The organism is Posidoniimonas corsicana (genome assembly GCF_007859765.1).
Lineage (GTDB): Bacteria > Planctomycetota > Planctomycetia > Pirellulales > Lacipirellulaceae > Posidoniimonas > Posidoniimonas corsicana.
The window spans coordinates 61,350-88,147 of sequence record NZ_SIHJ01000001.1 but is presented as its reverse complement, the minus strand read 5'-3'; the positions used below and the strand labels follow the sequence as shown (position 1 = coordinate 88,147).

21 protein-coding genes and 1 tRNA gene are annotated in these 26,798 nt (G+C 61.8%); 15 read left to right on the top strand and 7 right to left on the bottom strand.

What is annotated here, in order from left to right; translation table 11 throughout:
- Positions 1-31: 31 nt before the first annotated feature.
- Complete coding sequence (locus tag KOR34_RS00325; RefSeq protein ID WP_146561154.1) at positions 32-1,183, bottom strand: hypothetical protein; 1,152 nt, start codon at positions 1,181-1,183, stop codon at positions 32-34.
- A 519-nt stretch (positions 1,184-1,702) separates the two neighbouring features.
- Between KOR34_RS00325 and KOR34_RS00320 the strand changes: the two genes are divergently transcribed.
- The 13 genes from KOR34_RS00320 to KOR34_RS00260 all read left to right on the top strand — a co-directional run bounded on the left by KOR34_RS00320 (position 1,703) and on the right by KOR34_RS00260 (position 13,983).
- Positions 1,703-2,431, top strand: coding sequence for a hypothetical protein (locus KOR34_RS00320; protein ID WP_146561152.1), 729 nt, complete (start codon positions 1,703-1,705; stop codon positions 2,429-2,431).
- Positions 2,432-2,565: 134 nt separating this feature from the next.
- Entirely contained in the window at positions 2,566-3,378 is an 813-nt protein-coding gene (locus KOR34_RS00315; protein WP_146561150.1) for a ParB/RepB/Spo0J family partition protein, read from the top strand.
- Positions 3,379-3,387: 9 nt separating this feature from the next.
- Positions 3,388-4,824, top strand: a complete 1,437-nt coding sequence (locus tag KOR34_RS00310) for a TraM recognition domain-containing protein (protein WP_146561148.1) — start codon at positions 3,388-3,390, stop codon at positions 4,822-4,824.
- A 5-nt stretch (positions 4,825-4,829) separates the two neighbouring features.
- Positions 4,830-5,450 (top strand): hypothetical protein, encoded by a 621-nt coding sequence (locus KOR34_RS00305; RefSeq protein WP_146561146.1) that lies wholly within the window; start codon positions 4,830-4,832, stop codon positions 5,448-5,450.
- Positions 5,447-5,764, top strand: coding sequence for a hypothetical protein (locus tag KOR34_RS00300; RefSeq protein WP_146561144.1), 318 nt, complete (start codon positions 5,447-5,449; stop codon positions 5,762-5,764). The genes KOR34_RS00305 and KOR34_RS00300 overlap by 4 nt, the downstream gene beginning before the upstream one ends.
- A gap of 50 nt (positions 5,765-5,814) precedes the next feature.
- Complete coding sequence (mobF, locus tag KOR34_RS00295) at positions 5,815-8,559, top strand: MobF family relaxase (protein WP_146561142.1); 2,745 nt, start codon at positions 5,815-5,817, stop codon at positions 8,557-8,559.
- A 2-nt stretch (positions 8,560-8,561) separates the two neighbouring features.
- Positions 8,562-8,993: a hypothetical protein gene (locus KOR34_RS00290; RefSeq protein WP_146561140.1), complete on the top strand. Its 432-nt coding sequence runs from the start codon at positions 8,562-8,564 to the stop codon at positions 8,991-8,993.
- A gap of 14 nt (positions 8,994-9,007) precedes the next feature.
- The gene (locus KOR34_RS00285; protein WP_146561139.1) at positions 9,008-9,295 is read left to right on the top strand and encodes a DUF1580 domain-containing protein; all 288 of its coding nucleotides are present in this window, start codon (positions 9,008-9,010) and stop codon (positions 9,293-9,295) included.
- A gap of 67 nt (positions 9,296-9,362) precedes the next feature.
- The gene (locus tag KOR34_RS00280) at positions 9,363-9,671 is read left to right on the top strand and encodes a hypothetical protein (RefSeq protein ID WP_146561137.1); all 309 of its coding nucleotides are present in this window, start codon (positions 9,363-9,365) and stop codon (positions 9,669-9,671) included.
- Positions 9,671-9,961 carry a type II toxin-antitoxin system VapC family toxin gene (locus tag KOR34_RS00275; protein ID WP_146561135.1) on the top strand — a complete coding sequence of 97 codons (291 nt, stop codon included), beginning with the start codon at positions 9,671-9,673 and terminating at the stop codon, positions 9,959-9,961. The genes KOR34_RS00280 and KOR34_RS00275 overlap by 1 nt, the downstream gene beginning before the upstream one ends.
- A 777-nt stretch (positions 9,962-10,738) precedes the next feature.
- Positions 10,739-11,599 (top strand): ABC-three component system protein, encoded by an 861-nt coding sequence (locus tag KOR34_RS00270; protein WP_146561133.1) that lies wholly within the window; start codon positions 10,739-10,741, stop codon positions 11,597-11,599.
- Between the two features lies 1 nt (position 11,600).
- Positions 11,601-12,128, top strand: a complete 528-nt coding sequence (locus tag KOR34_RS00265; RefSeq protein ID WP_315852828.1) for an ABC-three component system middle component 2 — start codon at positions 11,601-11,603, stop codon at positions 12,126-12,128.
- Positions 12,121-13,983 carry an ATP-binding protein gene (locus tag KOR34_RS00260; RefSeq protein ID WP_146561129.1) on the top strand — a complete coding sequence of 621 codons (1,863 nt, stop codon included), beginning with the start codon at positions 12,121-12,123 and terminating at the stop codon, positions 13,981-13,983. Before KOR34_RS00265 ends, KOR34_RS00260 begins: the two co-directional genes overlap by 8 nt.
- Before the next feature lie 578 nt (positions 13,984-14,561).
- Here KOR34_RS00260 and KOR34_RS00255 read toward each other — a convergent pair.
- The 5 genes from KOR34_RS00255 to KOR34_RS00235 form a co-directional block, all read right to left on the bottom strand.
- A complete protein-coding gene (locus tag KOR34_RS00255; RefSeq protein ID WP_197531003.1) occupies positions 14,562-15,128 on the bottom strand; it encodes a hypothetical protein in 567 nt (188 codons plus the stop codon).
- A 566-nt stretch (positions 15,129-15,694) separates the two neighbouring features.
- Positions 15,695-19,600 (bottom strand): M56 family metallopeptidase, encoded by a 3,906-nt coding sequence (locus KOR34_RS00250; protein ID WP_146561125.1) that lies wholly within the window; start codon positions 19,598-19,600, stop codon positions 15,695-15,697.
- Positions 19,600-19,995: a BlaI/MecI/CopY family transcriptional regulator gene (locus tag KOR34_RS00245; RefSeq protein WP_146561124.1), complete on the bottom strand. Its 396-nt coding sequence runs from the start codon at positions 19,993-19,995 to the stop codon at positions 19,600-19,602. Before KOR34_RS00245 ends, KOR34_RS00250 begins: the two co-directional genes overlap by 1 nt.
- A gap of 461 nt (positions 19,996-20,456) precedes the next feature.
- The gene (locus tag KOR34_RS00240) at positions 20,457-21,623 is read right to left on the bottom strand and encodes a tyrosine-type recombinase/integrase (protein ID WP_146561122.1); all 1,167 of its coding nucleotides are present in this window, start codon (positions 21,621-21,623) and stop codon (positions 20,457-20,459) included.
- Positions 21,624-21,736: 113 nt separating this feature from the next.
- Positions 21,737-21,810, bottom strand: a tRNA-Met gene (locus KOR34_RS00235).
- A gap of 259 nt (positions 21,811-22,069) precedes the next feature.
- Here KOR34_RS00235 and KOR34_RS00230 point away from each other — a divergent pair.
- Complete coding sequence (locus KOR34_RS00230; RefSeq protein WP_146561120.1) at positions 22,070-23,560, top strand: prenyltransferase/squalene oxidase repeat-containing protein; 1,491 nt, start codon at positions 22,070-22,072, stop codon at positions 23,558-23,560.
- A 3-nt stretch (positions 23,561-23,563) separates the two neighbouring features.
- On the opposite strand, the gene KOR34_RS00225 is transcribed toward KOR34_RS00230, so the two are convergent.
- A complete protein-coding gene (locus tag KOR34_RS00225; protein ID WP_146561118.1) occupies positions 23,564-25,420 on the bottom strand; it encodes a hypothetical protein in 1,857 nt (618 codons plus the stop codon).
- 207 nt (positions 25,421-25,627) lie between these two features.
- Here KOR34_RS00225 and KOR34_RS00220 point away from each other — a divergent pair, with 207 nt between their 5' ends.
- Complete coding sequence (locus tag KOR34_RS00220) at positions 25,628-26,371, top strand: BON domain-containing protein (RefSeq protein ID WP_146561116.1); 744 nt, start codon at positions 25,628-25,630, stop codon at positions 26,369-26,371.
- Positions 26,372-26,798 lie beyond the last annotated feature (427 nt).

Genomic DNA, 26,798 nt, shown 5'->3' with positions numbered 1-26,798 from the left:
ACCCGGTTCGGCCGCGAAATGATCGATCGCCTTATGCCGCCCGACCAAGACAGCGGGCCACAGCGTTAGTCCACGATCCCCAAAACCCTTGTACGCCCTGAGCCATTTGAACGGTTCCTCGTGCCGCGAACGACTTCCAGTCGTTCTCGCGGAACCGCGGGGACATCGTCATCGTCACCGCATCATGTTCTTGCAGCGGGGTTACGCTGCCTGTCTTCTTGAAACCCCATGCCAGGGCGCGCTCGGTAATCTCACCCCCGTAGACGTGCGTCACCAGGTGCAAAGAGTGGTCGTTCACGCTCTCCGCCACCGACGCTAGATGCAGCAGGCTTAAACCTACTGCTTTGACTCGGAAGGCGGGTTCTCTCCATTTGTCGCCGAAATGTGCCCCGACGAACACCCACTGAGATTTTCCCCGCACCGCCACCTCCACAACATCTGCCGGATCGAGTTCTCCTGCCGCCAGAGCATGGAACCCTTCCTCGGAAATCGGCATGTAAAAGCTGGAGTAGGTTTTCTGGGGGTCGCTGGAGTCTCTCCACAGCCAATGCGATCCGGGAGAGGCGATAGCTTCCCTTCTGAAGATCTCCTGCAGCTCTTCAAACGACACGCCCCACAGGTCTATGCCTGCATCAAAGGCTTGATCGTAGGAAAGGCGACTCCGCCCCTCGAAAGCCATCAGCCCCCAATGGGCGGCTACACAACGGGCGAGAGCGGCGACATCGGACCTGCTGTGAGGGTTCAGCGGCCCTAGCTTGTCGGGGAAGATCATGGGCCCCGGGATTGCTCCAAACGGCAATGCCTCTGGTCCATCAGTGGGCTTGTATCGTGAACCGTCGTCTGCGGGGAGTTGCCGAGACGCGGACTCTTGCCAAGGCTCGATATAGCGATCCGCCAGCACATCTAAGGGAAGCTCAGCGGTGCCGTGACCAAACGCCTCGTCCAAGATGGCAGGTTTGTGCTGCTGCAGATAATCCAAACCGCACTTCAAGAGCCGTCTCTGCTCACGCCTACCGTACTTGAGGGCGGTTAGTCGGTCACTGTGGATGCTCAACCCCTCGTAGCATTTCTTGCTAGCGGCGAAAGCCCGGAACTTTCCCAAGGGAAAGACTCGCCCGCCAAGTATCAACTCCCGCAGCGCTTCGGGTAGTTGATGATTTCTCCCTTTGAGGCTGGCTGGCATCGGGGACTGCTCCGTTTTTTCGAAGGCTCGATAAGGCTTCCACGCGGCCGTGACGCGACTGTGCAGTCCGTGCAGTCGGTAGGTTTCCCCAGGAAAAGAGGTGCGCAAGGTTGCGGCCGAAGCGAAACGCTTTCGCTTGCCGCATTCCCATCATTGTACCGGGGAATCCCTTCTCGGAGGAGAAGTCTGTCGGCATTCTCTCACTGCCAACCTGTGGGACCTGACGCAGTTCCAGCGACTTCCAGAGAGCAACGTGCAGTCCATTCAGTTGCTTGGTTTCCTCTCGAAGCACTGAAGAATTGATTAGGCCGAGGCGAGCTAGTTCGCAAGTTGCCTTCCCTATCACCCTACTGGAGCAACCCATGCTGACCTGTCTGCTGTGCGTCCCGATGCTTGAGCCGCTGACCCACCCGTTGACGGTGCTCATTCATCTGCTTTGTTACCCGGGCCTGCCTTTGCTGGCATAAGCCACTGCGCGTACGCGAACTGCCCCATTCCTCTCAATTGGAGCTGTTGATCATGTTGCGAAACTACCTGCCGCTATTCTTGAACAATGATGGTCCCCGCCGGTTGGGCATGGCGATCGCCGCTCTCTCCCTTGCGATGGGTCCTGCGGCCCAGGCCCACCCGCTTGTTCACATCATGCATGCAGCGGGGCACGCCGTCGCCCACGCCGGAGCAAAGCTGATGGGCGGGGCTTCTGCTGCTTCTAAGACCGTCGGAACGGCCGCTACGCAGTCCGCCAAAGCCGCTGGGACCGCAGCGACCAAATCCGGCGCCGCCTCGAAGAGCGTGGCGGGAACGAGCAGCGGACTTGTCCGCTCTGTCGCTCTCGACACGGCCGTTAGCTCCGCGTTCCACGGCGGAAGCAAGGCGCTCGCTTCAAGGGCCCCGCAAGCGGCCGCGGGAGCCGCCCGCAGTGCCGGTAGTTCGGCGATCGACGATGCCGCCAACGCCGCCTGGCGCCACCGTGGAAAAATAGCAGCCGCAACCGCTCTAGGCGCCGTGGCGGTCCACGCTGATGCCCTCGCTGAATCGGCGGGGGAGAACGTGGCGAAGCCGCTGATCACCGGCACGATTGAGCACGTCGCCAAGCCAGTGGTCAGCCCTCTGGCCAAGCTCTTCGCCTTTGCTTTGGGTGGGCTGGGAGTGTGGCTAGCGGTAAAGACCCGCGTCACTCGCAAGCTCGTGCGTACCCTCAAGCACCACTTCTGGCCGCGGGTTATGAACTACCCCCTGAAAAAGTGAGCGGGTCTTCGAAGCCCCTCCGCAGTCCCTGCGGAGGGGCTTCTTAGCACGATCCGTGCGGCGTTAGCAGCAGTCGAGCCTGCGGCCGCCAACGCTCTATACACCTTCGACCAGATGACTCAAGGAGTGCCACGATGCCTAGACCAAACGCAACTGCACCGGCCGAACCCCGATGCGTCGCAGTAGAGTTGTTGCAGCCGATGTCGTTGTCACGATCTCTTGACGATCCAACGATTGCGAGGCTGCAAGAAAGCATCCGCCAGCACGGATTGCTGCAACCGATCCTCGTTATTGAGAGCGGTGGCGGCTATGAAATCGTGAGTGGAAACCACCGCACTGAAGCCTGCCGGCGCAACGGGGAGACCGAGATCGACGCGATCGTTCTCCCCGCGGGCACAAGCCGCGAAGACGCATTGGCAAAGTCGCTCCATGAGAACCACGTGCGCCGAGACGAAACGCTGCCGGACGTGATGAAGCGGGTGCATGCCCTGGCGAGCTACCACAAGTGCCGCTTTGAGGAGGGGGCCCGTCTGGCGGGCGTGAGCCGTTCGACTTTCAGTAAGATCCAAACCGTGCTCGACAAGCTCGGTCCAAGAGCGATGGCGATGGTTGCCGAGCGCAAGATTGGGGTCTCGATCGCGTACGAAGTAGCTAAACGGGCAGTGGATCACGAACAGCAGGTAGAGTGGTTGGCCGCCCACGCCGCGGGTGACATGCGGCGCGATGATATTCTCGCCGCGACGAGACCGTCTGGAGCAACGCCTAAGCGGCTAAAGCTTGCACTGACGATTGATAGCGTCCGGCTACAGCTCACAATGCCTGCAGACTCGGGGTACGACGACCTGCACCAGGTGCTGGGAAAGCTCAAGAGCCGCCTCGTCTCTCACGCCAAGCAGCGTCATCCGTTGGAGCTGCTTCCGAAACTTCTGCAGTCCCAAGCTAGCTAGGAGGGTGTCGTGTTCTTTAGAAAACGCCAGAGTGACATCTTTCATGACCTCGATCTTGGGACGAAATCCCTATGCGATCACACGCTAGCTGTAGGCGGATCGGGTTCGGGAAAAAGCTCCCTCCTGAAAGTTCTTCTGACCGACGCCCTACGCCGCACGTGCCAGGGGCGACCGATTGGCTGCGTTTGGTCGTGCGTCAAGAACGACGAGGCGGACGCTGCGATCCGGATTATCAGCGCCGCCAGCGCCGAGGGCCGCCTGCTGCATCTGGTCCCCGGGCAGTTCACCTGCAACGTGCTGTCTTACGAACTGAACGACCGGCCCGGCGGGTCGCCAATCACGGCGACGATCCTGCTGGAGCGGTTGAACAAGCTCATGACGCGTAGCAATGGTGAGCGCGGCGAGGCCTACTGGCAGAACCTCTTCTCGCGTCTGCTGGAATACAGCATCACCATCTGCTGGCTTGCCAAACGAAGGGAGGTTTGCCTCGCTGATGTGTTCTGCTTTTGCGCATCGACGCCGAGCAGCTTCGAGCAATTGAGTTCCGAGGCGTTTCGGAATAAATCTGTGTGCCTCAAGATGCTCCGGCAGGCCGAGATGAATCTTGTGAGTGACGCCGAGCGCCGGCAGTACGAACTCGCCGCCACGTTTATCTGCAACGAGCTCATCCTTATCGGCAGCAAAGGGCGCGGTAGCGCATTGACCCAAGTCATGGCGATCCTGTCGCCGTTCATGCGGTCGCCGCTCTACGAGACCGTCAACACGCCGGGTCCGAGCAGCTTCACCCCCGGGATGGCCCTGAAGGGCAGTTGCGTAGTACTCGACTTCCCGCTGCTAACGCACCAGACGGGCGGCCTGCTGTTCACGTCGCTGATGAACATCCTTGTCTGCGAGGCGGCGCTCAGGCAGACTGATCCATCAAACCTAACGCTGCTCGTGCGGGATGAGCTTCCGGCCATCCTCGCCGACCCGGACTTTGAAGTTTTTGTCCAAAGTTTGGCGCGGTCGCATTTGCTGGGATTTGTTTCCAGCGGCCAATCGCTTGCCCAATTCCGCGCGGCGATGGGGGGCGGCGCCGACGCTGCTGAGAGGCTCCACGCCATACTTGCGAACTACTCGCAGAAGTTCTTGATGGCCACGCCGTGCAAAGACACGGCCGCTTACTTCTCCGAGGCGTGGGGGGAGCATATCGAAGAGACCGTCACGGTCTCCGAGCGGACCGAAGAGATCGAGAAGCTGAACCTGATGGACATCATCTTCGGGTCGCACTTTACCTACAGCGTTGGCGAGTCTCGCGTCAGAAGATGCCCCGTCGAAGCGTTCTTGTCGCTTCGCCGTGGCGGCGGGGCCAACCGCCGACTCGTCGACTGCTTCTACACCCAGGCGGGCCGCACGTTCGGCCGCAACGGTTCGCCCTTCCGCGTTTATACATTCGAGCAGAGGTGATCACGATGGACGAGTTGAATCCCGACAAGGCCCCGCCCACTAAGACTGCCGAAGAGTTCGCGAAAGAGGATATCCATGCCGCCAAGAACGCCATCGCCGTCATGCTGCTGATCGGCTTCGCGGCCGCGGGGAGCGTCCAGCTGCTGAGCCGACGCCTGGCGACTAGCAGTCGGCCGCTGCACGCAGCTCGGCTGGTCGGCGTAGCGCTGCCGCTGGCGGTGTACCAGGGGCGACACGAACTGACCGGCGTCCACGATGCGATCCGAGTCGAATACTTGCTGCTATTGCTCGCTTCGATCTGGACGCTGGCGACTGTCATTCACCTCTTCCGGCCGCCTAGACGCTCCGCCAGCGAGATCGAATTCGGGCTCAGCATTCTTTCCCCGAAGTTTCCGTCGCAGGTTGCAGGGGGCATCGGCGACCTCGCTGTCGCCGGCGGGTTGAGTTGGTTCTTCTACCAGTTCAACTCACCGATTCAAGGCGGTTTCTTCTTCAGCCTTGTCACCTGGCTGGTTTTCTGCCACGGCTGGCTGTTCGCTCGTGAATCCTTGCACCGATCGCGTCGCAATGCCGCTCGTGGACGCGCACGTGATTGGCGGCAGCAACTGCGAAAGGGGCACCCATGAGCCGCCGTAAGCCGACGGGGCCGCGTCGCAAGCTGGGGCAGGGGAGCGTCTCTGGCATGCTAAGGCAAGGTCACAAAGAGATCGGTCGTTTATGGAACGCCGTCGAAGAGCCGGGTGTGCTCGGCACTGCTACCCCGATGTTGGTCTCGATTCAAACCGGCGTCAGCCCTCAACCCCAAACCTCACGAGAATTCCAAACCATGTCAGCAACCGAACCCCATGAGATCGCACCGCCCGAATCGATTCTCGACAACCTGATCGAACAGGCAGCGGAAATGGCGCAGCCGGAAATGGAACCCGAGATCGAACGTTGAGCCGCTATCAACGGTAACGAAGTATTAACCTTTCTGCGGTAGGGTAGCGAATGGCAAGAATCACGACCCATCGCGGGTCCGCCAAGCAGACGCACAACTACTACTTAGCGGACTACTACGACGCTGGCCCGGAGTTCGAGGGGCAGTGGCTTGGCGCCGGCGCCAGGCGTCTTGGCCTGGAGGGGGCGATCGACCCTAAGCAGTTCATGCGGCTGCTGGAGAACCATCACCCAACTACAGGCGAGCGGCTCTCGCAACGCACCCGTGACAACCGTCGCAACGGCTGGGACATCACGTTCTCGGCGCCCAAGTCGGTGTCGATCGTCTTTGGGCTGAACAACGATCGGGCCGTCGTCGACGCGCTGCGTGGCGCCACGAACGATACGCTGCTCGAGATGGAGCAGGATGTCATGCGACGGGTAAACATTGCCGGAGGCGAGCAGCGGCACGAGAAGACGAGGAATTTCATTGCCGGGGTGTGGGTTCATGTCGACGCCAGGGGCGTGAAGGGCCACGTTCCTGACTGTCAGCTGCATTCGCACGCCTTCGTATCCAACCACACGTTCGACGAAAAGTCGGACCGCTGGCTTGCCGCCGATATCAGCAACCTGTTCCGAGACGCCCAGCGGTACTACGAGTCGGTGTTCCAGAGCCGCTTAGCGACCAACCTGCAAGACCTGGGCTACGCGGTCGAGCGGACTGCCAACGGCTTTGAGATCGCCGGTGTCTCGCGTGGCTTGATCGACAAGTTCAGCAAACGCACCGCGCAGATCAACGAGCGCATCGACGAAGGCTACGCCGAGCGGCTCGCCGCCAAGCACGGCGTCTCGCTCGCGGACGCCAAGGGCATGATCGGGGCCCTGTCCCGCGACCGCAAGGGCAAGTCGTTCTCGCTGGACGAGCTGCAAGAGCATTGGCAGCTGCAGCTCACCCCGGCAGAGAGCCGGCAGCTTGACCAGGTCGGCCGCAGCAAGCTCGAGCCCACACCGACCAAGAATAATGCCATCACCGCTCAAGCGGCGGTCGACTTCGCCCTGGAGCACGGATTTGAGCACGAGGCGGTGCTGCGTGAACGGAACGTTCTCAGCGACGCCTTGAAGCACGGCATCGGCGACAACAGCGTGGCAGAAATTAGAGCCGAAGTCGCCCGGCGACGTGTGATTCGGCAAGGCAAGGAGGAAGCCGCTGTGCTCACAACGAAGGAGCTGCAGCAAGAAGAGCTAGCGATTCTGAATTTCGCCAAGCAGGGTCGGGGGCAGGTTAAGCCGCTCAATGCAGCCTACGAGGCAGAGGCAAGCGACCTGAGCGAGGAGCAGCGGCGTGTGGTCGCCGGCCTGCTCACCTCCACCGACCGTCTCCAGGTTGTCCACGGCGTTGCCGGCGTCGGCAAGTCGTATATGCTCCAGCACCTTGTTCCCCAGATCAATGACGCCAGCAAGCCGACCGCCATCATGGCGCCGACCAACAAGGCCGTCGACAACCTCAGGGAAGACGGGTTCGACGCCAAGACGGTGCAGTCGTTTCTGTTGGATGAGAAGGCCCAGTCGGCTGTCAACGGCGGCGTTCTTATCGTCGACGAAGCGGGCCTGATCGGATCGCCAACATTCCGAGCACTCGTCCGCGTAGCCGACCAGCAGAACGCAAGAATTATCGCCGTTGGCGATACCCGACAGCACCTGCCGATCGAGCGCGGCCACCCGCTCAAGATGCTGGAAGAGCAAGCGGGGATTGAACCGGAGTCGCTCTCGACCATACGGCGTCAGGAGGGGAGCTACAGAGATGCCGTCGAGGCGCTCAGCCGAGGCGATATCAGCGAGGGATTCGAGCGGCTGCAAGCTCTCGACTACGTTCATGAAATCGCGGATGAAGAGCGCGACGCTATCTTGGCACGCGACTTTGCGGACGCCAGGGAGAAGCATCCCGACCAGAAGCTCCTCGTTATCGCGCCGACCCATGCCGAGCGACGGCAGGTGATAGACTCCATTCGAGACGAACTTAAGTCTCGCAAGCTGATCGGCGACGAGGAGCACGCGCTCACCAGCTACGTCCCGAAGCAACTCTCGAAGGCACAGCGACAGGACCCGCTTAACTACCAGGCGGGGGATCTGGTGGCCTTCCACGCCAAGGGACGCGGCGGAATTCAATCGGGCGATCAGCTCCAGGTTGCCCGAGTCACCAACGGCAAAGTTTTCACCGAAGAGGGGAGGACGGTGCCGCTCGAATCCGCGGGCGCCTTTGCTGTGTTCCGCCCCGAAGTCGCCGACTACGCCGTAGGCGACGTCATCCGGCTCACCCGGGGACGGCGTCAGGAGCCCGGTCAGAAGAAGCTGACCAACGGCAGCCTGCACACCATCCGATCGATTAGCAACGGCGCCATCCGGTTAGACAACGGCGAGAAGCTGGCGCCCGACTGGAGGTTCTTTGACCAAGGAATCGCGGTAACGAGCCACGTTAGTCAAGGCACCACGGTCCACAGGGCGTTTGTCGCCGCGTCGAGTTTGAGTTTTCCGGCGAGCTCGCCTGAGCAGATGTATGTCAGTGCCTCGCGCGCCCGCACGAGGTGCGATATCTATACGGATTCGACCGACGGGCTTGAGCGAGCCATCAGCCGGTTTCGTCACAAGCAGCTCGCAACGTCCGTCCAGCCCACTCAACTCGGTGGGCGCACGCCCACCCGCTTGCTCCAGGCGTTCAATCGAGTCAAGTCCGTTGCCCAGCAACTGGCCACCAAGCAGCTCCAGCGTTTCCACGACTGGTTGCCGCGTCATGAAATGCAACCTCAACCGGAACGGTAACCATGTCCAGCACGATCTCAGACAGACACACCTTCAGCCACTTTGGCGGCGGCGGTGAGGCCGACCTTGACGCCCGTCCAGAAGAATACAAGGCCTTCGCCATCGACGATCAGGTTCGCCCAACCAACGCCTTGATCGACTTCTGGCTGGCCAACGGCGACCAGCGGGCGATTTCCTACAACCACCTCTACGACGTTGCGTGGAATCGCTCGGAGGGTTTGGAGCTGACCTTCAGCGACCACAAGGTGGTCATTCGAGGCCACGGACTGGAGGGGCTCTACCGCGGCCTCAAACGCCACCGCATCGTCTACGTCTGGGAGGCTGCGAAGCAGGAAGCCATAGCCGCCTCCGAGGGTCAGCCCGTTGTGACCCGCATCGAGATTCAGCCCAGGACGCTGCCCACTGACATCCGCTTTCCATCCGAGCCGGCCTGAACCAGAGCACTCCGATGATTGACGCCACTACCGAAACGCTGCTGACCATCCGGCAGGCCCGCGACGTTTTTCCCAACTCTCCGAGCGAAGCCACCCTCTGGCGATGGCTGCTCAAGGGCGTGCGGGGGCACGTGCTGGACTCCGTCCGTGTGGGGGGGCGCCGGTTCACCAGCCGGGAAGCGTGCCAGCGATTTATCGAGGCCACCTCAGCGGAGCCCGAGCGGCCCAAGCCTCCAACCCTCCACGAGCGGCGTCGGTCGCTCCAGCAAGCTCAGGCGACTCTCGACCACTATGGGGTATAAAAAACCTTGGCCTCGCCCGGTTTTCTGTGATAATGTAGGTGGTCTATTGCCAAAGGAGGGAACCGAAATGCAAATCGAAGTAAGCGACGAAACCGGCAACCTGGTTCAGACATTGCTGGCGTCTGGGCAGTTCTCTTCAGCGGGTGAGTTTATCGCCACCATGGCCAAGTACGCTCAGCGAATTCAAACGCTCCCACGCGCCAGCGATCTCCCCGAGCATGTGGAGGCCGACCAGTTGGCTCAGCAGCAGGGTGTCGGTCCCATCGCCGACCCTGAGGCGCTGCGTGCTGACTTCTGGCCGGAGGGCGAGTCGGTCGAGGCGTTCGTGAACGAGATACGCGAGCGGCGTGGGCAGGACGCGCCGCGGGTGCGCTGATGAGCGATCTGGTCATCGACACGGACGTCGTCTCTTTTGGGTTCAGGCAGAATGACCTGTTCAAGCAGCACTACGCTCCCGCGATCGCGGGGCATCGGTGCTTTGTTTCCTTCATGACCATCGCCGAAATCCAGTTCGGCATGCTAAATCGAACTTGGGGAGCGCAGAAGCAGCAGAGCATGCTGCAGCACCTGAGTCGATACTATGTGCAGTACGGCGTGACTCAGCGACTCTGCGAGGCGTGGGCCGGTCTAGCGTGGGAGGCCAAGCGGCAGGGCCGCGTGCTGTAGACCGCTGACGGCTGGATCGCGGCCACCGCCAAAGTTCTTGGCGTGCCTCTGGTGACGCACAATGCCAAGGATTTTGAGTATCTGCAGGGGGTTACCCTGATATCTTACCGCGGCGCGTGAGCGAGCGATTCTGAAAGAGCCGACTACTCGCCCAATACTCCCAACAGCCTCAGGCGTGTCGGACCGACGCAGGACTCACTTGCGTAGAATGCAGCAGTCTATCAAAACCGATTCACATTCTTGCAGCACATTGACGGCCAGGACTGTGCTGCAGAACGCCACTTCCGTAGCCGAAAACTAACGTCAACTGGCGCTTTAACTGCTACCCCGGTTGGGTTTCCATCCTCGATGGACGCGGCAGCGGTTCGGCTTCCTTGAGCCACTTGGTCAGCTTGGATCGGGGTTGGCGTGGGGGCTTACGGAAAGTATAGGTCATAATTTCATGGTCATGACGTCTACGCGATCTTTGAGCCTTTATTGCGGGACGGGCGACACGATGCGATAAACGCTACCGCTTCGCTCTCTCGTCATAGCTGCCCAATGTCCACTGCCAAACCTAAAGCCCTGTCAGCCGCTCCAATACCCACGCCAACGGTATCGGCCTCCATCGCTGCTAGCAATGTTGTCTCGGGGCCACCCGTTCCACCGTTGCAGAGAGTTAGGTTGTTTTCGTCGGGCGAGTGGGAGGAGTTTACCCAGGAATGGGCGGATGCGTTGAGAAGCCGGTATAGCGACGTTTGGCGATGCGGTGGAGCAGGAGACATGGGCAGGGATGTCATGGCGTTCATTGACAAGCCTGGTCCGACGGCAAAGTGGGACAATTTCCAATGCAAGCACTACGACCACTCACTCCGACCAAGCGATGTCTGGATTGAGCTTGGAAAGCTGATGTACTATACGCACACCAAGCAATACACCAAGCCTGAGAACTACTACTTTGTTGCTCCACAAGACGTGGGCACCAGTCTTGCCCGGCTCTTTCATACCCCAGACGCTTTGCGGACTAAGCTCTATGCGAATTGGGCCAAGTACTGCCAAGACAGCATCACGAAGAAACCTGTCACTCTAACCGCCAGACTAAAGAAGCACATTGATTCGTATCCTTTCGATTCAATTAGCTTCAAGCCGGTGCTGTCGGTGTTGAGAGAACACGCAGGTACGCGGTGGCACGTTCACCGGTTTGGCGGAGGGCTTCCGAATCGGCCCGATGCACCGGACCCACCATCGCAGCTAGCTCCGAGCGAACTGCCCTACGTTGCCGAGTTGCTAAAGGCATATGGCGATCACAAGAAGACGCCAATAGCCTCTCCAGTCGATTTGACTTCTTGGGGCAATCTTGACAGCCATTTTCAGTTGTCTCGCAAGTCTTTCTACTCTGCCGAATCGCTGAAGGAGTTTTCCCGCGATCATTTACCAGACGGAGAGTACGAGCGTTTGCAGGATGAGATTTGTGACGGGGTCCAAGAATCGTATTTGGAAGCCCACGACGATGGATACCGACGAGCGGTCGCGACTACTCAGGCTGCGGTGCAGCTCGCAATAACTAGCCATCCATTGCTGAGTGTGCTGCGATCACCTGACCGACGCGGTGTCTGTCATCAGCTTGTAAACGATCTCCGTCTAAAATGGGTTGACTGACGTGCATGATGCCGCAAGGAGTTCTGAAAGGCCCCATCGGTCCGGACGACCATTTAATCACCCCGTTGAAACTGGGTTGCGGTCGCTGTGCGTGCTGTACGAAGCGTTTCCACGTCGATATGACTTGCAGCGGCTTGTGTTCTTCGACTACCTGATCGTCCATTCCGGTGATGCCCCTAGCGGCCCTGATAGTCTTCACCCACCAACACCGTTCAGGTCGAACGAGTTTCTTGTCCGACGCCGCCTCGTGGAGGATGGCATCCGACTGATGTTGTCCAGATGCCTTGTAGACACAGTTGTTGATGCCTCCGGATTTCACTACGCAGCATCAGAGTCGGCAGCATCATTCATCGAGGCACTGACGGCACCGTACACCCAGTCTCTGCGGAGGCGTGCGGCGTGGATTGCCAGGGCGTTCGGACAGATGCCGGACAGTGAACTTAGCGACTTCTTCAATCGCAATTTGGACAGATGGGGAAGCGAGTTCGAGTTCATACAGGAGTGGGATTCGGAGGGTAGCAATGGCTAAGGCTAACCTCCCCGGATTCTTGATCACTGGTCTCACCCTCACCGGGAAAAGTAAGGAGCCTGCGTCCCTGACATTCTCGCGTGGACTGAATGTTGTGTCGGGAGCATCCGACACAGGCAAGTCTTATCTCGTCGATTGCATTAACTACATGCTTGGAGGCGAAACACCGCCTAAGACAATCGATGAGAGTAAGGGGTACGAAAAGCTGTGGTTCGAGATCGAGACCTGGGGGGGAGACGCCTTTACCCTAGAACGGTCATTGCGGGGCGGCGATTTCAATCTGTACTCCGGGAAACTGGCGGAGGTTGGCGAGAACAAAGAGCCAACCACCCTTAAGCAGAAGCATCGTGCAGGTGCCACCGACAACGCATCAGGATTCTACCTGTCGCTGACCAATCTGCTCGATGTAAAAATTCGAACGAACAAGTCTGGAAAGACTCGCAATGTCACGTTCCGCGACGTTGCCCATATGACTCTTATTTCAGAGGAGCACATCTATACGACGCGGTCGCCTATTCACCCGACTGGCAGTTTCACCAATCGCACAGTCGAAGAGTCGTTTTTTAGATTCCTTCTAACCGGCGTCGATGACAGCTCTGTTATTGCAACCCGCCCGGCAACCGAAGAGAAGGTTCGACGCGAGGCACAGGTGGAGGCAATCGAAGTGCTGATTGAGGAGACAGAGAAGGCTCTACGCGAACTCACGGACTCCCCTGATGAAATTAGTGAACAGCTAGAAAAGGTAGCCAACACGGTTTCTGAACTGACGGAGTCTGTTGCCTTAGACAGAAGTCGATTGCATGAACGTCAAGAGCAGCGTCGCGTACTCTGGAGTCAAGTCCAACGACGCACTGCAAGGCTGGAGGTTCTTGAGAGACTCGAGAATCGCTTCGTGTTACTGAACAAGCACTACGATAGTGATGTGGAGCGACTCAATGCCGTAGCAGAGGCTGCCTACACGTTGTCTCAGTTGCCAGGTGCAAGTTGCCCAGTTTGCGGGACATCAGGTCTAGAGATTGAGGAAGGTGCCGCAAGCGTAGATGTGGCGTCGTTGCAAGAGGCGTGCAAAGAAGAGATTCGTAAGATCAATCTGCTCCGAGAGGATTTAGATGCAACGCTCTCCGATCTTCGGGACGAAATGGAGCAGAAAGGCAGAGGCAACGAGAGAGATCGGCGGCGGTATCAGCGAATTGCAGAAGAGATCGAAAATGAACTTCGACCAGCAGAGGTGGTGAATAGAGAAGAGCTATCCGAGCTTCTAGACGTGCGAGCGAAGCTTGAGCGAGCTGAAGGTCTGGCATTGCAGATTTCAGCTTTGCGGCAGCGGAGAGATAGCATTGCCTCATCCCGGAAGAAGAAGGTAAAGCGAAATGAGGCTGATGTTGCAACTGCAAAGACAAGTGAGTCCACAGAATTCTGCCAGTTCGTTGAGGAACTGCTGGAAGAATGGAACTTCCCTGAGTCTGGCCGAGTCACCTTCAGCGAAGAAAACCAAGATATTGTAATTGCAGGTCAGGATCGCAAGAGTCACGGAAAGGGCATTAGAGCACTTACCTATTCTGCGTTCATAGTCGCACTCATGTGGTACTGTCGCAGCAAGGATAGACAACATCCGGGACTAGTTGTCCTCGATTCGCCATTGGTTGCATACCGTGAGCCTGATGCAGTCGAGCGAGTGAAGGCGAAAGATGTAAAGGGGGCGTTCTACAAATCATTGGCAGATTGGGAAGAAGATGTTCAAGTGATCGTGTTCGAGAATGAAGACCCTCCGAAGGCCGTGCAACGTTCCGCGAACCATGTACACTTCTCAAAACAAGTTGGACGCGGGATGCGATACGGATTCTTCCCGAAGTGATATTGCTTCTTTCGTGGAAGATTTGGCGGCGGCAGTGCCTCGCGTCTTCGATTATTCTTGCTTGCGCTAGCGTGACACGTAGGGCATCCCTTATGCGTCTCGAATTCTTCCAGTTCGGTTCCAAGCGGACGCTCTCCATTGCCAGCGCAAACCTGCGTCGGACGTAAACTCCGAAGGAGTTTCGGGCCACCACGCTAACGACCCTTCAGGCTCAAATCGGGGCAGGTGCAGAGGCTGGGACTGGCTACCACAGAAGACCTCCGAAGTCGCAGAGGTGTCCGGCGATAGCGACTCCGCCGAGTGCACGCTCCATCGGGAGCTCAGCGAAGTCGATGCAGCCTCGCTCAGTTGGAGCCGGCTCCGGAACCACCGAGGTTGAGCTGACCGACGCGGGTTCGATGGCGACACTGTCCGGCTTGTCCGGAGGTGGACACCGCGTACCCGCTTCGCATTGCTGGGCAGAGCCAGCAGTGGCGCCCGGCAGACGGCTCCTCATTTGCGAGTTGCTGGTCAAGGCTCGATCGGCCGGGCTAAGCCAATGCATTCGGCCGCTCAGCAGCCCTCAGCATTCACCGAGTTCACTGCACGTTGCAACCTGGTAGTTGATCCCGCAGCCAAGCTCGCCCTTCCTGGCTTACGCCGTCGCCGAGTAACACACTCTTCAAAGAAGTCATTGTTGAAAGATGCCTGATTCCATCATCAGTTATCGATGTCTCACGCAATTGAATGCCTTTCAAGTAAGGCAGAGCGGAAAGGTGACGCAGGCCATCGTCCGTGATTTTAGTATTACTCAAATGAAGCCACTCAAGATTCCTGAGTTCACCAATGTATTGCAATGCGTTGTCGGTGAGCGGCGTGTTGTCAAGCGTCAGTCCAGTCAACTCTTGCATGTCGACAAGATGCCTAAGGCCTTCGCCGCGAACCCTTGTGCCATTGAGAGCAAGGACTTCCAATCGCGACAGTCCACGCAGGTGTCGGAGACCCGCGTCCGTAATCCGTTCCCGATTCATAAGGGTGAGTTGCTTCAGGTCGGCGAAACGCTCGACCGCTTCTAAGTCGTCGTCGTTCGGGTCAGATCCGTCATCGAAGTTGACTACTTCGATAGAGCGTGCGTAGTCTTCGCCAATCAGATCGATCAGCCACACGGGTGCGGGAAGTTGTGGGTCCTTCCTCCAGTTCATCTTGGTATCGAACTGGTAGTCGAAACCGATGTGACCGCCCAGCCCATACACGCGATCAACGGCAGCCCTCTGGGTTCGGGCGCGATTTGATGCGTAGGCAAGCCAAACGCATGTGGCCGTGACTATGAGAAGAAAAGACCGCAAACTAAATCGAAACCATCGATTAGGGTTTTCGACGACTACGCGGTGCTTCGGGTGCGATTCCATAATTGCGTCTCGCAGCAATGATGCTGGTTCTAACCACAACCATGACACGGCAGGTCAGCGGTTACTATAGCGATGCCGAACAGGCAGTGTAGGAACAGCTAGTCACAAGACTTGGCTTCCGCCGGGTGCCGCTGCTGGCTTGCCAGCAGTATTGAAGTGGGTACCCGGCGTCCACTGCAGGGCGGTCGGGACAGCGGCCCCAGAACTCGCGTCGGCGCCCGTCACTTCGGCAGTTAACGCCTCCACGCAAGCAGCTGCAGCCGGTCCATCCGCTGAGCCGTGGAGAAACTGCGAGTTGCAGACGGCTTTGGCGTCCTCTGCACTTAGGGTGAATCACCACCCCTTTCGCTAGGCGGCCGAGGGCTAGTGGACTTCAGCTTGTAGACTGCCCTCGTCGGTTCGCCAGGTCGACATGTGATTGTTCGCCCGTTCTCTTCGCCCGATCGATAGCCTTCAGGATAGGCTCTTAGGCCAACGCCGATGCGTAAGTCACCCGGCGGGAACAGCACTCGCACCTTGCCGTCCGTGTCGGTGCGAGGCCGTTCGTAGTGGGAAATCCTCGTCTCGACTTCCCAGCTGCGATAGCCGCGGACTTGGCGGTACGGCCTGCCGTCATGCCTCTTCTCTTCCCACCAGACATCGACGCCCTCCAACGGCTCGCCTGTACTCTCGTCAAGCACCAAGATCTCGACGACCGCCGCCGGGTCCATCTCGATTTCTATCGGTTTGCGTACGCTCTCTTCAGAAACGAGCACCTGACGCTCTGCTTTCAAATAGGGCGTTCCAAAGCGCGGGAAGATACCGAGGTCGTACGAACCATCCGCCAGGGGCGCCGTGACCAGCCCGTTCTCGGCGGTGGTCTCCCAGAAGCCGGCTTGGGTAACGGTGGCCCCCACTCCAACCCCCTGCGCTGGCTGGCCGGTGTCGCTGTAGACCACGCGGAACGTGACCTGCCGAGGCCTCGGAAACACCAGCTCGAAGTCACCGCCGTAGCTCTTCAAGACATCAAGCATCTCAAAGTTCGGCTCACCGGTAACGACTGTAATCCTGCGGGGGGAAACGCCCTTGGGACGCACGTCCAAATCCCAGCGGACGTTGGCGGGGAGTCCGGTGAACTCGAAGTACCCGTCCTCATCCGAGACTCTTGCCTTGACTTCTGTGGGCACAATCGCGCGCCCGTTGAGGCTGTTCAGGCCGGATCCTTGGATCAGGTTGTAGGCGGACCTGTCGCGGTTCCATTGCTTCCGCTCCCAGTCGACCCCTCGAATGGTGACCTCGGCGTCCGGCAGCGGCTCTCCCAGGTCATTAACTATGCGGCCGCGGAAGCTCGTCGGTTTTCCAAACGTGAGGTCCAGAGAGACCCCCTCTTCACGACCGTAGATTGTCTTCCGATCGCCAGGCGGTTTGGACGGGCTCGTGTCGTCGACGACCGCCCGTGTGGGATCGAGGTACTTGGTCGGTCGCCAACTGAGCGCGTACCCGTCGGCGACGCCAAACACCTCGAAGCCGCCACTGTCGCGGCCCCGGTTTGTGTCGGCCCGCTTGATCGGCAGCGGCACGTTCTCGAATCGGTAGTCGCCCCGCTCGTCGGTAATCGTTTCCGCGAGCCGTTTGTACCCTGGAGTGCAAGCCGCCAAATAGATCTTGGCCCCGGGGATCGGCTCGCCCTGCTCGTTTGTCGCGCGGCCCGCAACCGATAACGGGTACTCATACTCTTCCGGCCGGCCTTCAGCAGGACCAGCTTCGTCTTCCTCCGACGGCGCAATGCCCGACTGGGAAACGCTGACCCGCTCGAAACTAAGCTCTTGACCAAACTGCTTCTTGCGGGGGTTATCCCATTGAACCCACTGCTCAATCTCCTCTTTCGCTGTCTTTGAGTAGCGCAGACGGATGAGCAGCTTGTCACCGCCAGCAGGGTGGAGTTTCTCGATGGCCGATTTCACCATAGGAAGCACGTCCTCGACAAACCGGGCCCCGTCCGCATCGCGAACGATCGGCGCGACATCGACGATGCAGTCGGCGCCTGACAGGCGGTAAGCCAGGAGGGTGTGCACCGAAGCCACCCGCAGGACGCCGAGTTCGACGATGTTCTCCTGGCTGGCATCGCGGTCAAGTGTCGCTTGCTGGGCTTCTTGAACGTACCTGCTCCACTGGAAGTCTTCGCCAGGCCGGCGGTCCACGCCGAACGTGTGCGTGACGCGAACCGGCTCGAAGCCCGCCTGCTGGCAAGTGTCGGTGAGTAGCCTCTCGAGTTTCTGCATCCGCTGACGACGCTGGTCGAACGTGAAGTCGGCGTCCCCTGGGTCGATCAACCGGACCGAGGTCTCGCGACTGTCCGATGGCACGAGCAGCTTGGGCAGGATCGCTCGCAACTCGTCCATCCCTTCCGACTGGTCGTGGATGTCATCGAGCGACCCGAAACTTGCCGCATTCACCAGCAGGCAGACGGACGCGCGACTTGGCGCGCCGCCCAGGTTGCCCAGCAGAACCCGCTGCAACTCGGTCGTGACGGGGCAAACGAGGTAGCGGTCGCCTATGAGTTGCGGGGCCATGGAACCGCCAGGCCGGCCTTCCGGTGGCTCAACGGGCGGCACATTTTCGTTCGGCTCAAGCGGCAGACCTTCAAAAGCGACCTGTTCCTCGTCGGCGGTGAAGAAGAACGTCGCGGCTTTTTGAGATTTGTCCAGGTCGGCGACGACGGCTTGGTAGGCCTCCGATGGCTCGCCGTTCTCGCCGGCAACGATGACACCTAAGAACCGACGAACCGGGGTGATTCCAAAACCGGCGGTTGCGCCATTGATATTCGTAGCGCGGTACACAAATGCCCGGGAGATGCTCTCGTGGTCTGAGCGACGACGGTCGTCAACGCCTTGCAGCGTCCAGCTCACGTTAACCAGCGGGGTTCCATCGGGAGCCCACCACTGGGGTGGATCGCTCTTGGGGGCGCCAATGGCAAGGAGCTCGATCTTGCCTCCTTGTAGCTCACGTGCAAATGCCGGAGCAGCAGATTCGTTAGGCGCCGCGGGGCCACTCTGCTCTGCGGCGTGCAGGATCGCCAACGGGAATGCCACCGCCGCCAGCAGCAGGGCCAGCCCGCCCGCTAGGGCTCGGCTCAGGGCAGACCGGTTGCGGGCGGAGTCGAGGATCAAACGCACGCGGCCCTCGAGCTCGCTCGCCCGGGCCATGCCGATGGCGGCCGCACAGGGCGGCATGGCGCCGGCGCTCTGCGTGGCAATGTGCAGCAGGTGCTCGGCGTAGTCGGTGGGCGTGTGCCCGGCGTTGAGCACGCGGTCGTCGCAGGCCTGCTCGCGGTAGGCGGTCATCTGTCGCGCCGCGACCCACACCAGCGGGTGAACCCAGTAGACCGCTCGGACCAGCTCGGTCAGCATCAGCCAGCCGCTGTCGCGGCGCTGGATGTGGGCCAGCTCGTGCAGCAGCACCACCCGCTTCCGCTCGGGCGACCAGGCGTCGCAATCGGCGGGCAGCAGGATGTGGGGGCGCCACACGCCCCAGGTCATCGGCATCGCCGCCTGGCCGCTCTTGACGAGCCACACCCGCCGCGACATGCCGAGGCCCGTGGCAAGCTCTTCTGTCAGCGACAGCCATGATGGCTCTTCCAATGCCGCTGCTTGGACCGCTGCTTTCCGCAGCCGCACCATCGCCGCGGCGAGTCGAGCCAGCAGCGTCATGCAGCCGAGCAGCCACAGCACGGCAAACGACTGCCAGGCGACCGGCAGCCAGGTCCGTGCGGATTCGTCATTGGCGTCGGCTGTAGTCGCTGCTGACGCCAGTATACCGGCTTCAGTCGCGTTCGCAGGACGGTCCATGACGAGCGGAAGATCCGCTGTCGGTGAGTGCTCACCTGTTAGAGGGACGGGGGAACCAGCCTCGTCGATCGGCGATACTGACCGCGACTTGAAGCCCGACTCGCTCGCGTTTGAGGGCGCACTGGCCGTCAGAGGCAACTGGGCGTGGAGCGCCAGGGTCCACGAAGCCGGCAGCACCTGCAACTGCGGTCCAAACGCCGATAGGAGAGGGAGCAGGCAGAGGCTGCCCACCGTGAGCCCGAGCAAGTAGTGCTTGCTCGCGGCGGAAGCACGCCGCAGAGCGGCGCAGGAGAGCAGAGCCAAGAGAAGCAGCAGCGTCGCTTTCGCCAGAGTGTCGACCAAGACATCTGGGGCGATGACCAGGCCCACCGACGACAGCATCTGCAAGAGTCCGGCGATCATCACGGCTTCCCTTCTTTCTTGGCCTGGGAAATCAGATTGGCAATCCGCTCAAGCTCCTCCGTGCTCAGGTCGGCGCTGGGGTCGGACAGATGGGTCGCCACCGCCTGCTCCAGGGAGCCGCCGAAGAACGTTTCGAGCACGCGGCGCATCGCCGACTGACCCGCCCGCGTGCGGGCTCGAGTCGGAAGGTAGAGGTACTCGCGGCCCTGCTTCTTGTGCTTGAGGTGCCCCTTCTCCTCCAGGATCCGCATCAGCGTGCGAATGGTGGTGCGCGACGGTGCGTCGTCGATCGCCTCGACCACCTCGGTCACGGTGGCCTGCTTCAGAGCGTAGACGGCGTCCATGATCTGCCGCTCCCGGCGCGAGAGCTGGTCTTCGGACGGCTTCGGGGGCATCGATTATTCTCCATCAGTGAGACACCAAGCGGTTAATATATTAACCTGTCGCTGCCGGCCGTCAATGTCATCCGCTAAATTTTTAGCACTTTGCCTGCGGCCTTTGAGGATCTTGTCCTGGGCGCAAAGCTGTTCCGGGCCGGAGGTCTGCTTCCCGCATCGGTGTCCAGCACCTACTGCGCGGGCGCTAGTTTCTTCGCGACAGCGGATATGCATCGGCCGTTGAGCTTACGTCCGTTGCCGAACTCGCGTCGGTGCCCGTCACTTCGGCAGGAATCGGCTCCGCATAAGCCGCCGAAGCTGGACCACCCGCTGGCTCGAGCGTTTCGATGCAACTGCGGGAGGTGCAAGAGACCTCCGCGGATTCCTGGCAGCTCCAGATAGGTGCGAGCAAGAACCTGCGCAGGACGTAAACTCCTGAGCTGATTTGGGCTCTCAATTGCCGCGTGTCTTCCCGATGACTAACCCAGCTCTGCGGCAATACTCGAAGCCAACGCCATGTCTCGTTCTGCGTAGATCTGCGTCACGTCCGCCGTGCTGTGACCCAGCACAGTCTGCGCCGCCTCCAGCCCGTATCGCTTTCGAATCTCGGTGGCCGCCGTATGTCGGATCCGGTTGGGCGACCATTTGAGCAGGCCGTGCTTCTCGCAGGCCCGGTGAATCGCTCGCCGGTAGCTGTCGGTCGTGTAGGCGTCTTTCGGGACCCGTTTGGACGATCTTGGACGCGAGCCCGGCTTGTTGCCCTGCTTAATGGGTGTTACTCGGGCCAGGTGCCGCTCCAGTCGTCTCTGGGCCTCCGATTCGGCGGGTGAGAAGCAGCAGGCTGAAAGGGGGCGATCCAGGTAGGGCTTCAGCACCTGCTGCGATTTTGGTCCAAAGAACACCACGCGGCTGCGTTCGTGGTGCTCGGTCTTGTGCGAATCTGGCCGGTACGCCCAGACCGCAGTTGACTGGTCGATGTCGATAGGGCGAAGCCCGACAATCTCGCCCGGTCTGGCGCCGCTGAGCCGCTGCAGCCGCACCATGTCGGCGATCATTGGCGGCAGATGCTTTAGCGTCTTCTCGATCAGCTCATCGGCCACGGGCTGGACGGGGGCCAGATCGGGGGCGGCGGTCCTCCCTTTCCGAAGCCCCGGTACCGTCGCGAGTGCCAGGTGTACGGCCGGTGGCACAAGTTCTTCGGCCACGCCCCACTTGAACATCCGCAGCACGCGACCGACTTGCTTGTTGATGTACCGGCGGGACCAGCCCACCTCGATCATTCGCTCGCGGACGGCTTTCAGCGCCTTGGGGCCAAAGTCGGCGACCAGCGTCTCCCCGTGGAGTGGGCGGACCTCGCGTAACGCCTCGGTGATGCAGCCGAACTCTCGAGTCAGCTCGCCGTTCTTGACGTAATACTCACGGGCGTGCGTTAGGTAGGCGGCCATCAGCTCCGCCGCGGTCAGATTGACCACGTCGTTGAGCGTGACCTGCTGCCGGCGGAGCCAGTCGGCAATCAGCCGGTCGTACTTCGCGTGCGACTCGGGCGAGTCGTAGGGGCCGAGGTAGACATCTCGGCCGTCAATCCGAACGACCGCCAGGTTGCGGGACTTCTGGCGGCGGTACGAGGGGATCCTTCGGGCTGGCATGAGAGGGTGATCTCCGTGCTGCACTCGCGAAGAGTAGTACAGCGGTAGTACACGGAAATCACTGCCAGCTTCGGCAGGTTACTTAAGTAGTTGTTACTTAAGGGTTTAGAAAGTGGCGGGGGCCGGATTCGAACCGACGACCTCGAGGTTATGAGCCTCGCGAGCTACCTGGCTGCTCCACCCCGCGTCATTGGTGGAAGTCCTGAATAATAAGGGTCGATCGGGATTTGGGCAACCGCCCCTGCAATATTGCCCCGCATTTTTACGAAGCGGTGGTGGGGGGAGGCGCCGGATGCGCTGGTTGGGGCGTGCTGGCCACGCGCCTGTTTGCTCCTAAGTGCTTACGCGGTGCGATGTTCTGCTTGTCCGCCCGGTCGCCAGTCGATAGAGTTCACCAAGGCGGAGCTCTGGCGGCCTCCGCTCAGTATGACGCCTCCGGCCGCTAGATGTTTGACGGTACTCCCCAACTCATGGCGACCGCGCCGCGGCAACCCGATAGCGTTGTTGACGCGGGCGCCGCGGACGACGACGAGCGTGGTTCGCTGGTCGACCTCTCCGCCTGGCTGCGGTTCTCGCCGCCGTGGCTCGCCAGCGCCCTGCTCCACATGCTGGTGGTGCTCGCGCTGGGGCTGTGGCTTGTGTCGGGGCAGCGCGAAGAGCCACTGGTGCTCGACGCGCAGTACGCGGAAGAGGTGGGCGAGCAGCTGATCGAGGAGCCGCTCAACCTGGACCTCGACCCCGAGTTGGAGGTCGAAGAACAGACGCTGTCGATCAACCCGCTGCCGCAGGTGGACGACCCGCTGGCGGCGCCGGAGCTGTCGCTCGTGGCGCCCAACCCGACCTTCTCGACGCTCTCCAGCACCGCCGATCAGGTCGGCGTCGCGCTCACCGGGCGCGAGCCGGGCATGAAGGCCGTGCTGCTCAAGGCGTACGGCGGCACCGCGTCGACGGAGCAGGCTGTGCTGGATGGCCTCAGGTGGCTGGAACGCAATCAGAGGAAGAACGGCTCTTGGAGCCTGAAGGGCCCGTACACCGACGGCGGCACCACCGAGAACATCGAGGCCGCCACCGCGATGGCGCTACTGGCGTTTCAGGGCGCCGGCTACACGCACCAGGACCCGCCCGGCACGGAGTTCTACGGGGTGGTTTCCGATGGCTGGGATCGCCTGCTGCAGAGCCAGGACGACGCGGGCAACTTCTTCCGCGCCAACGGCTTCAACCACGCGCTCTACACCCAGGCGCAGTGCACCATCGCGTTGTGCGAGCTGTACGCGATGACCAAGGACGAGAAGCTGCGCGAGCCAGCGCAGCGGGCGGTGGACTACTGCGTGCGGACGCAGTCCCCGACGGGCGGCTGGCGGTACATCCCGCGCGAGGGCGCCGACACCTCGGTGACCGGGTGGGTGGTGATGGCGCTCAAGAGTGCGCAGATGGCCGGGCTGGACGTGCCCAGCGAGGCGTTCTTCAAGGTCGGGCAGTTCCTGGACTCGGTGCAGCGGCAGGAGGGGAGCCGCTACGCCTACCAGCCGCGCGACTCGCCGAAGCTGAGCATGACGGCCGAGGGGCTGCTGTGCCGCCAGTACCTGGGGTGGGGCCGCGACGACGACCGGCTGCGACGCGGCGTGTACTACCTGCTGGAGAACCTGCCCCGCTGGACCAACGGCCGGCGCGACGTCTACTACTGGTACTACGCCACGCAGGTCTGCCACCACATGGAGGGTGATGAGTGGACCAAGTGGAACAACGTCACGCGTCAGCTCATCCCCGAGCACCAGGTGAAACGTGGCCGCGAGCGGGGCAGCTGGGACACGAAGATCGACCAGTCGCACGGGACCACGGGCGGTCGGCTCTACACGACCTGCCTGTCGATCTACATCCTCGAGGTGTACTACCGCCACCTGCCGATCTACCAGCAGGGCCTGCTGTCTAGCTTCTAGCGTCTAGTTGCTCACCTTGAAGCGGAACGCCAGGTAGTGCAGCCCGGTGTTGCTGTCGTACAGCAGGGCGCCGCTCGGCGTGGCGTAGCGGAGCAGGTCTTCCACCGGCGGCAGCTCGCCCGCCTCTAGCGCGCGGCTCATGGCGGCCATGAACGGCTGGTTGCGTTCGCCGAGCCACTCGCGGTTCTCCTGCTTCGAGGCCATCGCGTGCCAGTGGCGCAGCGACGCCTCCGGGTCCTCGTAGCTGAGCATGCCAACCTCGTTGGGGCCGGCCAGCCGGCGGACTCGGCTCTGCACCAGCTTGAACTCGATCGAGTCCTTCAGCCGCGGCTCCGTCCCCTCCGAGGCCGCCATCATCTTCTTGAGGACCTCCTCTGAGTTGCCCAGCACCAGCGAGCCGTTGAACACCGCCGCCACCGGGCGGATCGCCCGGCGGGGGCCGCGGCGGCGGTCGCCGTCCTCCTGCTGCTCGGCGCCCTCCGGCGGGCCGTAGTAGGTGAACTCGCCGTGGGTCTTTTTGGTAGGCGTCCGGTTAACGTCGCCCTCCTGCGCCTTGACCGCCTTGTCGAGCAGCTCCTGCGCCTGCTTCTCGTCGGTCACGCCCAGCACGACCATCGTGTGGTTGGCCGGCGACTGCGCGTCCGGCTCGAAGGCGGTCAGCGTCGACAGCCTGCCGGTCAGCACCGGCAGCAGCTCGCTGGGCAGGTCAACTCCGACGTTGTCGGAGAAGTTCTGCTTCACGCGCTCGCGGAACATGCCCGCGTAGGTGAAGCGGTCGACGATCGCCTCGACGTCGTCGAAGATCTGCTGGGGGTCGACGTACAGCGTGCGGTAGTTCTGGATGGTGGCGGGCACGCAGTCCGGCGGCGCGGTGTCGCCGGATTTCAGACGCAGCACGCCGGCCACCCCCGCCCGCGGGTTGTCGATCAGCACGTGCCCGCGGATTAGGGTGTCCCAGGTTTCGTTGGCCAGCCAGGCGGCCGCGGAGATCCCCTCGAACGCGTCGACGCCCAGCGCTGGCAGCGCGGCGAGCGCCACGCGCACGCCGGTCTGGCGGCCGCCGGTCGCGCGGACCAGGCCGATCGGGTCCACGAACGCGATGGCCTGCGGCGGCTCCTCGCGTCCCGCCAGGCACTCCTTCAGGCTGGTGGCGAAGGCCTTGTTGTGGTCGAGGGTTTCGGTGTACCGGACCGGGGCCGGGTCCTCCTCTTCCTCCGCCGTGGCGGGCGGCGGGGTGAAGCCGTCCCAGCGGTCGAGCACGCTCGACAGCACGGCCGGGTCGGTCGCGGCGACAAACACCCCCTCGCGTCGCACGACGCCGACGATCTTTTTGGAGTCGTTCTTGTCGCGCAGCGTGACCGCCTTGTCGGCGCGGAGCTGCTCCTCGCTCACCAGGCCGCCGTCCTCTTCAACCTTCTCCTTGGCGCGCTCTAGCAGCGTCTGGGCGATGTCGACCCGGTCCTCAAAGTCGGCCAGCAGCAGCACCGCCGGTTCCTCCTCGCGGCGCTCGACAATCGCGAAGGCCACCTCCCCCTGCGGCAGGCTAGTAAGCTCGTCAAAGTTGACGCCCAGCAGACCCTCGGCGTTCTCGGCGTAGGCGTCGCGGGCGGAGTCGCGGAGCGAGCCGACAAACGGCTCGAGCGCCGGGTCGCTGGCCATCTGAGCGATCGCGGTCTGCTGCACGCGGTCGACCAGTTGGCCGGCGTCGACCGTGCGGACAAAGAGCACCGCTTCCGCTGGGAACAGGGACATCGCCGTCGGCCGCTCCGCCTTGGTGGCGACGGGGGAGGCGAGGAAGGTCAGGCAAACGAGGCCGGCGGCGAAACCGCGCAGCTTGGATTGGGGTTGAATCAGGGGCATGGCTGGGGCGCGTGGGAGACGAGTTGGCGGGGACTAGGGGTCCGGTGATAGTAACCGTTCGCGGCCCGCCGGACGATCTTGCCGGATTGCCCGGGTGGCGAAAGATTTCCGAAGAAGCGGGCGGACGAGCGCCCTATAATCGTAACGTATGGGGACTTCGGCGTCTCACCGGCGCCGGCGGCCCGGAGCCGACGATAGAGGAATTCCATGAGCGCACAGAATCGAATCATCGCGACCCTGGTGGCATTCTCCCTGGCGGCGGTCGGCTCGGACGCGCTGGCCCAGCGCAACTCCACCACCGGTGGGGGCGGCAGCAGCCTGTTTGGCGGCGCCGGCAACAGCTTCGGTGGTGGCGCCGGCGGCTTTGGGGGTGGCGGCTCGGTCGCTGGCCCAGGCCGGATTGGCGGCGGCGCCGGTGGCTTCGGCCAAGGAGGCCAGGGCGGGTTCGGCGGCGCCGGCGGTCTTGGGCAGGGCTTTGGCGCCGGCGGCGCTCAGGGCGGCAACACCTTCGTCGGCCGGGACTCGGCCGACGTGGCCGACTTCTTCAACTCCAGGAACCCGCTGGCCGGCCAGGCCGCGGGGCGGGGCACCCAGACCCGTGCGGCGATGGAGCGGGGCCGCGGCGTGAACTCAGAAGACAACGCGCGCCCGCCGGTGCTGGTCAAGGTGAGCCTTGGCTTCGCCCCGCCGCCACAGCCTCTGGCGTACCAGGCGGAGCCAACCGCCGCACGGCTCAACTCGATGATCACCCGCCACGGCTTTGACGACGCGCGGATCGAGCTCGTCGACGGCGTGGCGGTGCTGAGCGGCAGCGTTGTGTCTGAGAGCAACCGCCGTGTGCTCACCCGCCTGGCCCGACTCGAGCCTGGCGTGTCCCGCGTCGAGGACCGCACCACGCTGGTCTCCGACGACGGCGAGCCCGCCCCACTCCCTACGCCCGGGGCGAACTAGCTCGGCAAGAACGCGAGCTGAGCAGACCTGCTGCAAGGCACCATAGGCGTCCGCGGCGCCGCCGTGGGACGCGACTCTCGTTGGCCGGATTCTTGTGGGAACCGGCCACCTGCCGTGGTCCAATGGAGAGTGCACAACGGTGTACACCAATGGGCGGGCCGCGGCTCTAGCGGTTGGCAGCTGTGATTGCTGCTGCGCGGTTAGCAGTTTGAGCCGCTCCGCCGACTGGTTTTGTCCGGTGCTTGGCGTTTGGGCGACCCAAATCGGACAAAACCCTCCCGCTCGCCCCCGCTCCCATTGCAGAAAACCCGGCCAATGAAGCGTCAATCGAGGTCCGTAGGCAGGATGCCTCCGGGGTTTTGTCCGCTTCGCTCGTGTTTTTGGACAATACTAGGCAGCTAGTCGCATCGGCCCGCCAGACCACACC

Coding starts and splice junctions, on each gene's coding strand:
- KOR34_RS00325 (WP_146561154.1), bottom strand. CDS start 1,183: ATGCCAGCCAGCCTCAAAGGGAGAAATCATCAACTACCCGAAGCGCTG.
- KOR34_RS00320 (WP_146561152.1), top strand. CDS start 1,703: ATGTTGCGAAACTACCTGCCGCTATTCTTGAACAATGATGGTCCCCGC.
- KOR34_RS00315 (WP_146561150.1), top strand. CDS start 2,566: ATGCCTAGACCAAACGCAACTGCACCGGCCGAACCCCGATGCGTCGCA.
- KOR34_RS00305 (WP_146561146.1), top strand. CDS start 4,830: ATGGACGAGTTGAATCCCGACAAGGCCCCGCCCACTAAGACTGCCGAA.
- KOR34_RS00300 (WP_146561144.1), top strand. CDS start 5,447: ATGAGCCGCCGTAAGCCGACGGGGCCGCGTCGCAAGCTGGGGCAGGGG.
- mobF (WP_146561142.1), top strand. CDS start 5,815: ATGGCAAGAATCACGACCCATCGCGGGTCCGCCAAGCAGACGCACAAC.
- KOR34_RS00290 (WP_146561140.1), top strand. CDS start 8,562: ATGTCCAGCACGATCTCAGACAGACACACCTTCAGCCACTTTGGCGGC.
- KOR34_RS00285 (WP_146561139.1), top strand. CDS start 9,008: ATGATTGACGCCACTACCGAAACGCTGCTGACCATCCGGCAGGCCCGC.
- KOR34_RS00280 (WP_146561137.1), top strand. CDS start 9,363: ATGCAAATCGAAGTAAGCGACGAAACCGGCAACCTGGTTCAGACATTG.
- KOR34_RS00275 (WP_146561135.1), top strand. CDS start 9,671: ATGAGCGATCTGGTCATCGACACGGACGTCGTCTCTTTTGGGTTCAGG.
- KOR34_RS00270 (WP_146561133.1), top strand. CDS start 10,739: ATGGCGTTCATTGACAAGCCTGGTCCGACGGCAAAGTGGGACAATTTC.
- KOR34_RS00260 (WP_146561129.1), top strand. CDS start 12,121: ATGGCTAAGGCTAACCTCCCCGGATTCTTGATCACTGGTCTCACCCTC.
- KOR34_RS00250 (WP_146561125.1), bottom strand. CDS start 19,600: ATGATCGCCGGACTCTTGCAGATGCTGTCGTCGGTGGGCCTGGTCATC.
- KOR34_RS00245 (WP_146561124.1), bottom strand. CDS start 19,995: ATGCCCCCGAAGCCGTCCGAAGACCAGCTCTCGCGCCGGGAGCGGCAG.
- KOR34_RS00240 (WP_146561122.1), bottom strand. CDS start 21,623: ATGCCAGCCCGAAGGATCCCCTCGTACCGCCGCCAGAAGTCCCGCAAC.
- KOR34_RS00230 (WP_146561120.1), top strand. CDS start 22,070: ATGTTTGACGGTACTCCCCAACTCATGGCGACCGCGCCGCGGCAACCC.
- KOR34_RS00225 (WP_146561118.1), bottom strand. CDS start 25,420: ATGCCCCTGATTCAACCCCAATCCAAGCTGCGCGGTTTCGCCGCCGGC.
- KOR34_RS00220 (WP_146561116.1), top strand. CDS start 25,628: ATGAGCGCACAGAATCGAATCATCGCGACCCTGGTGGCATTCTCCCTG.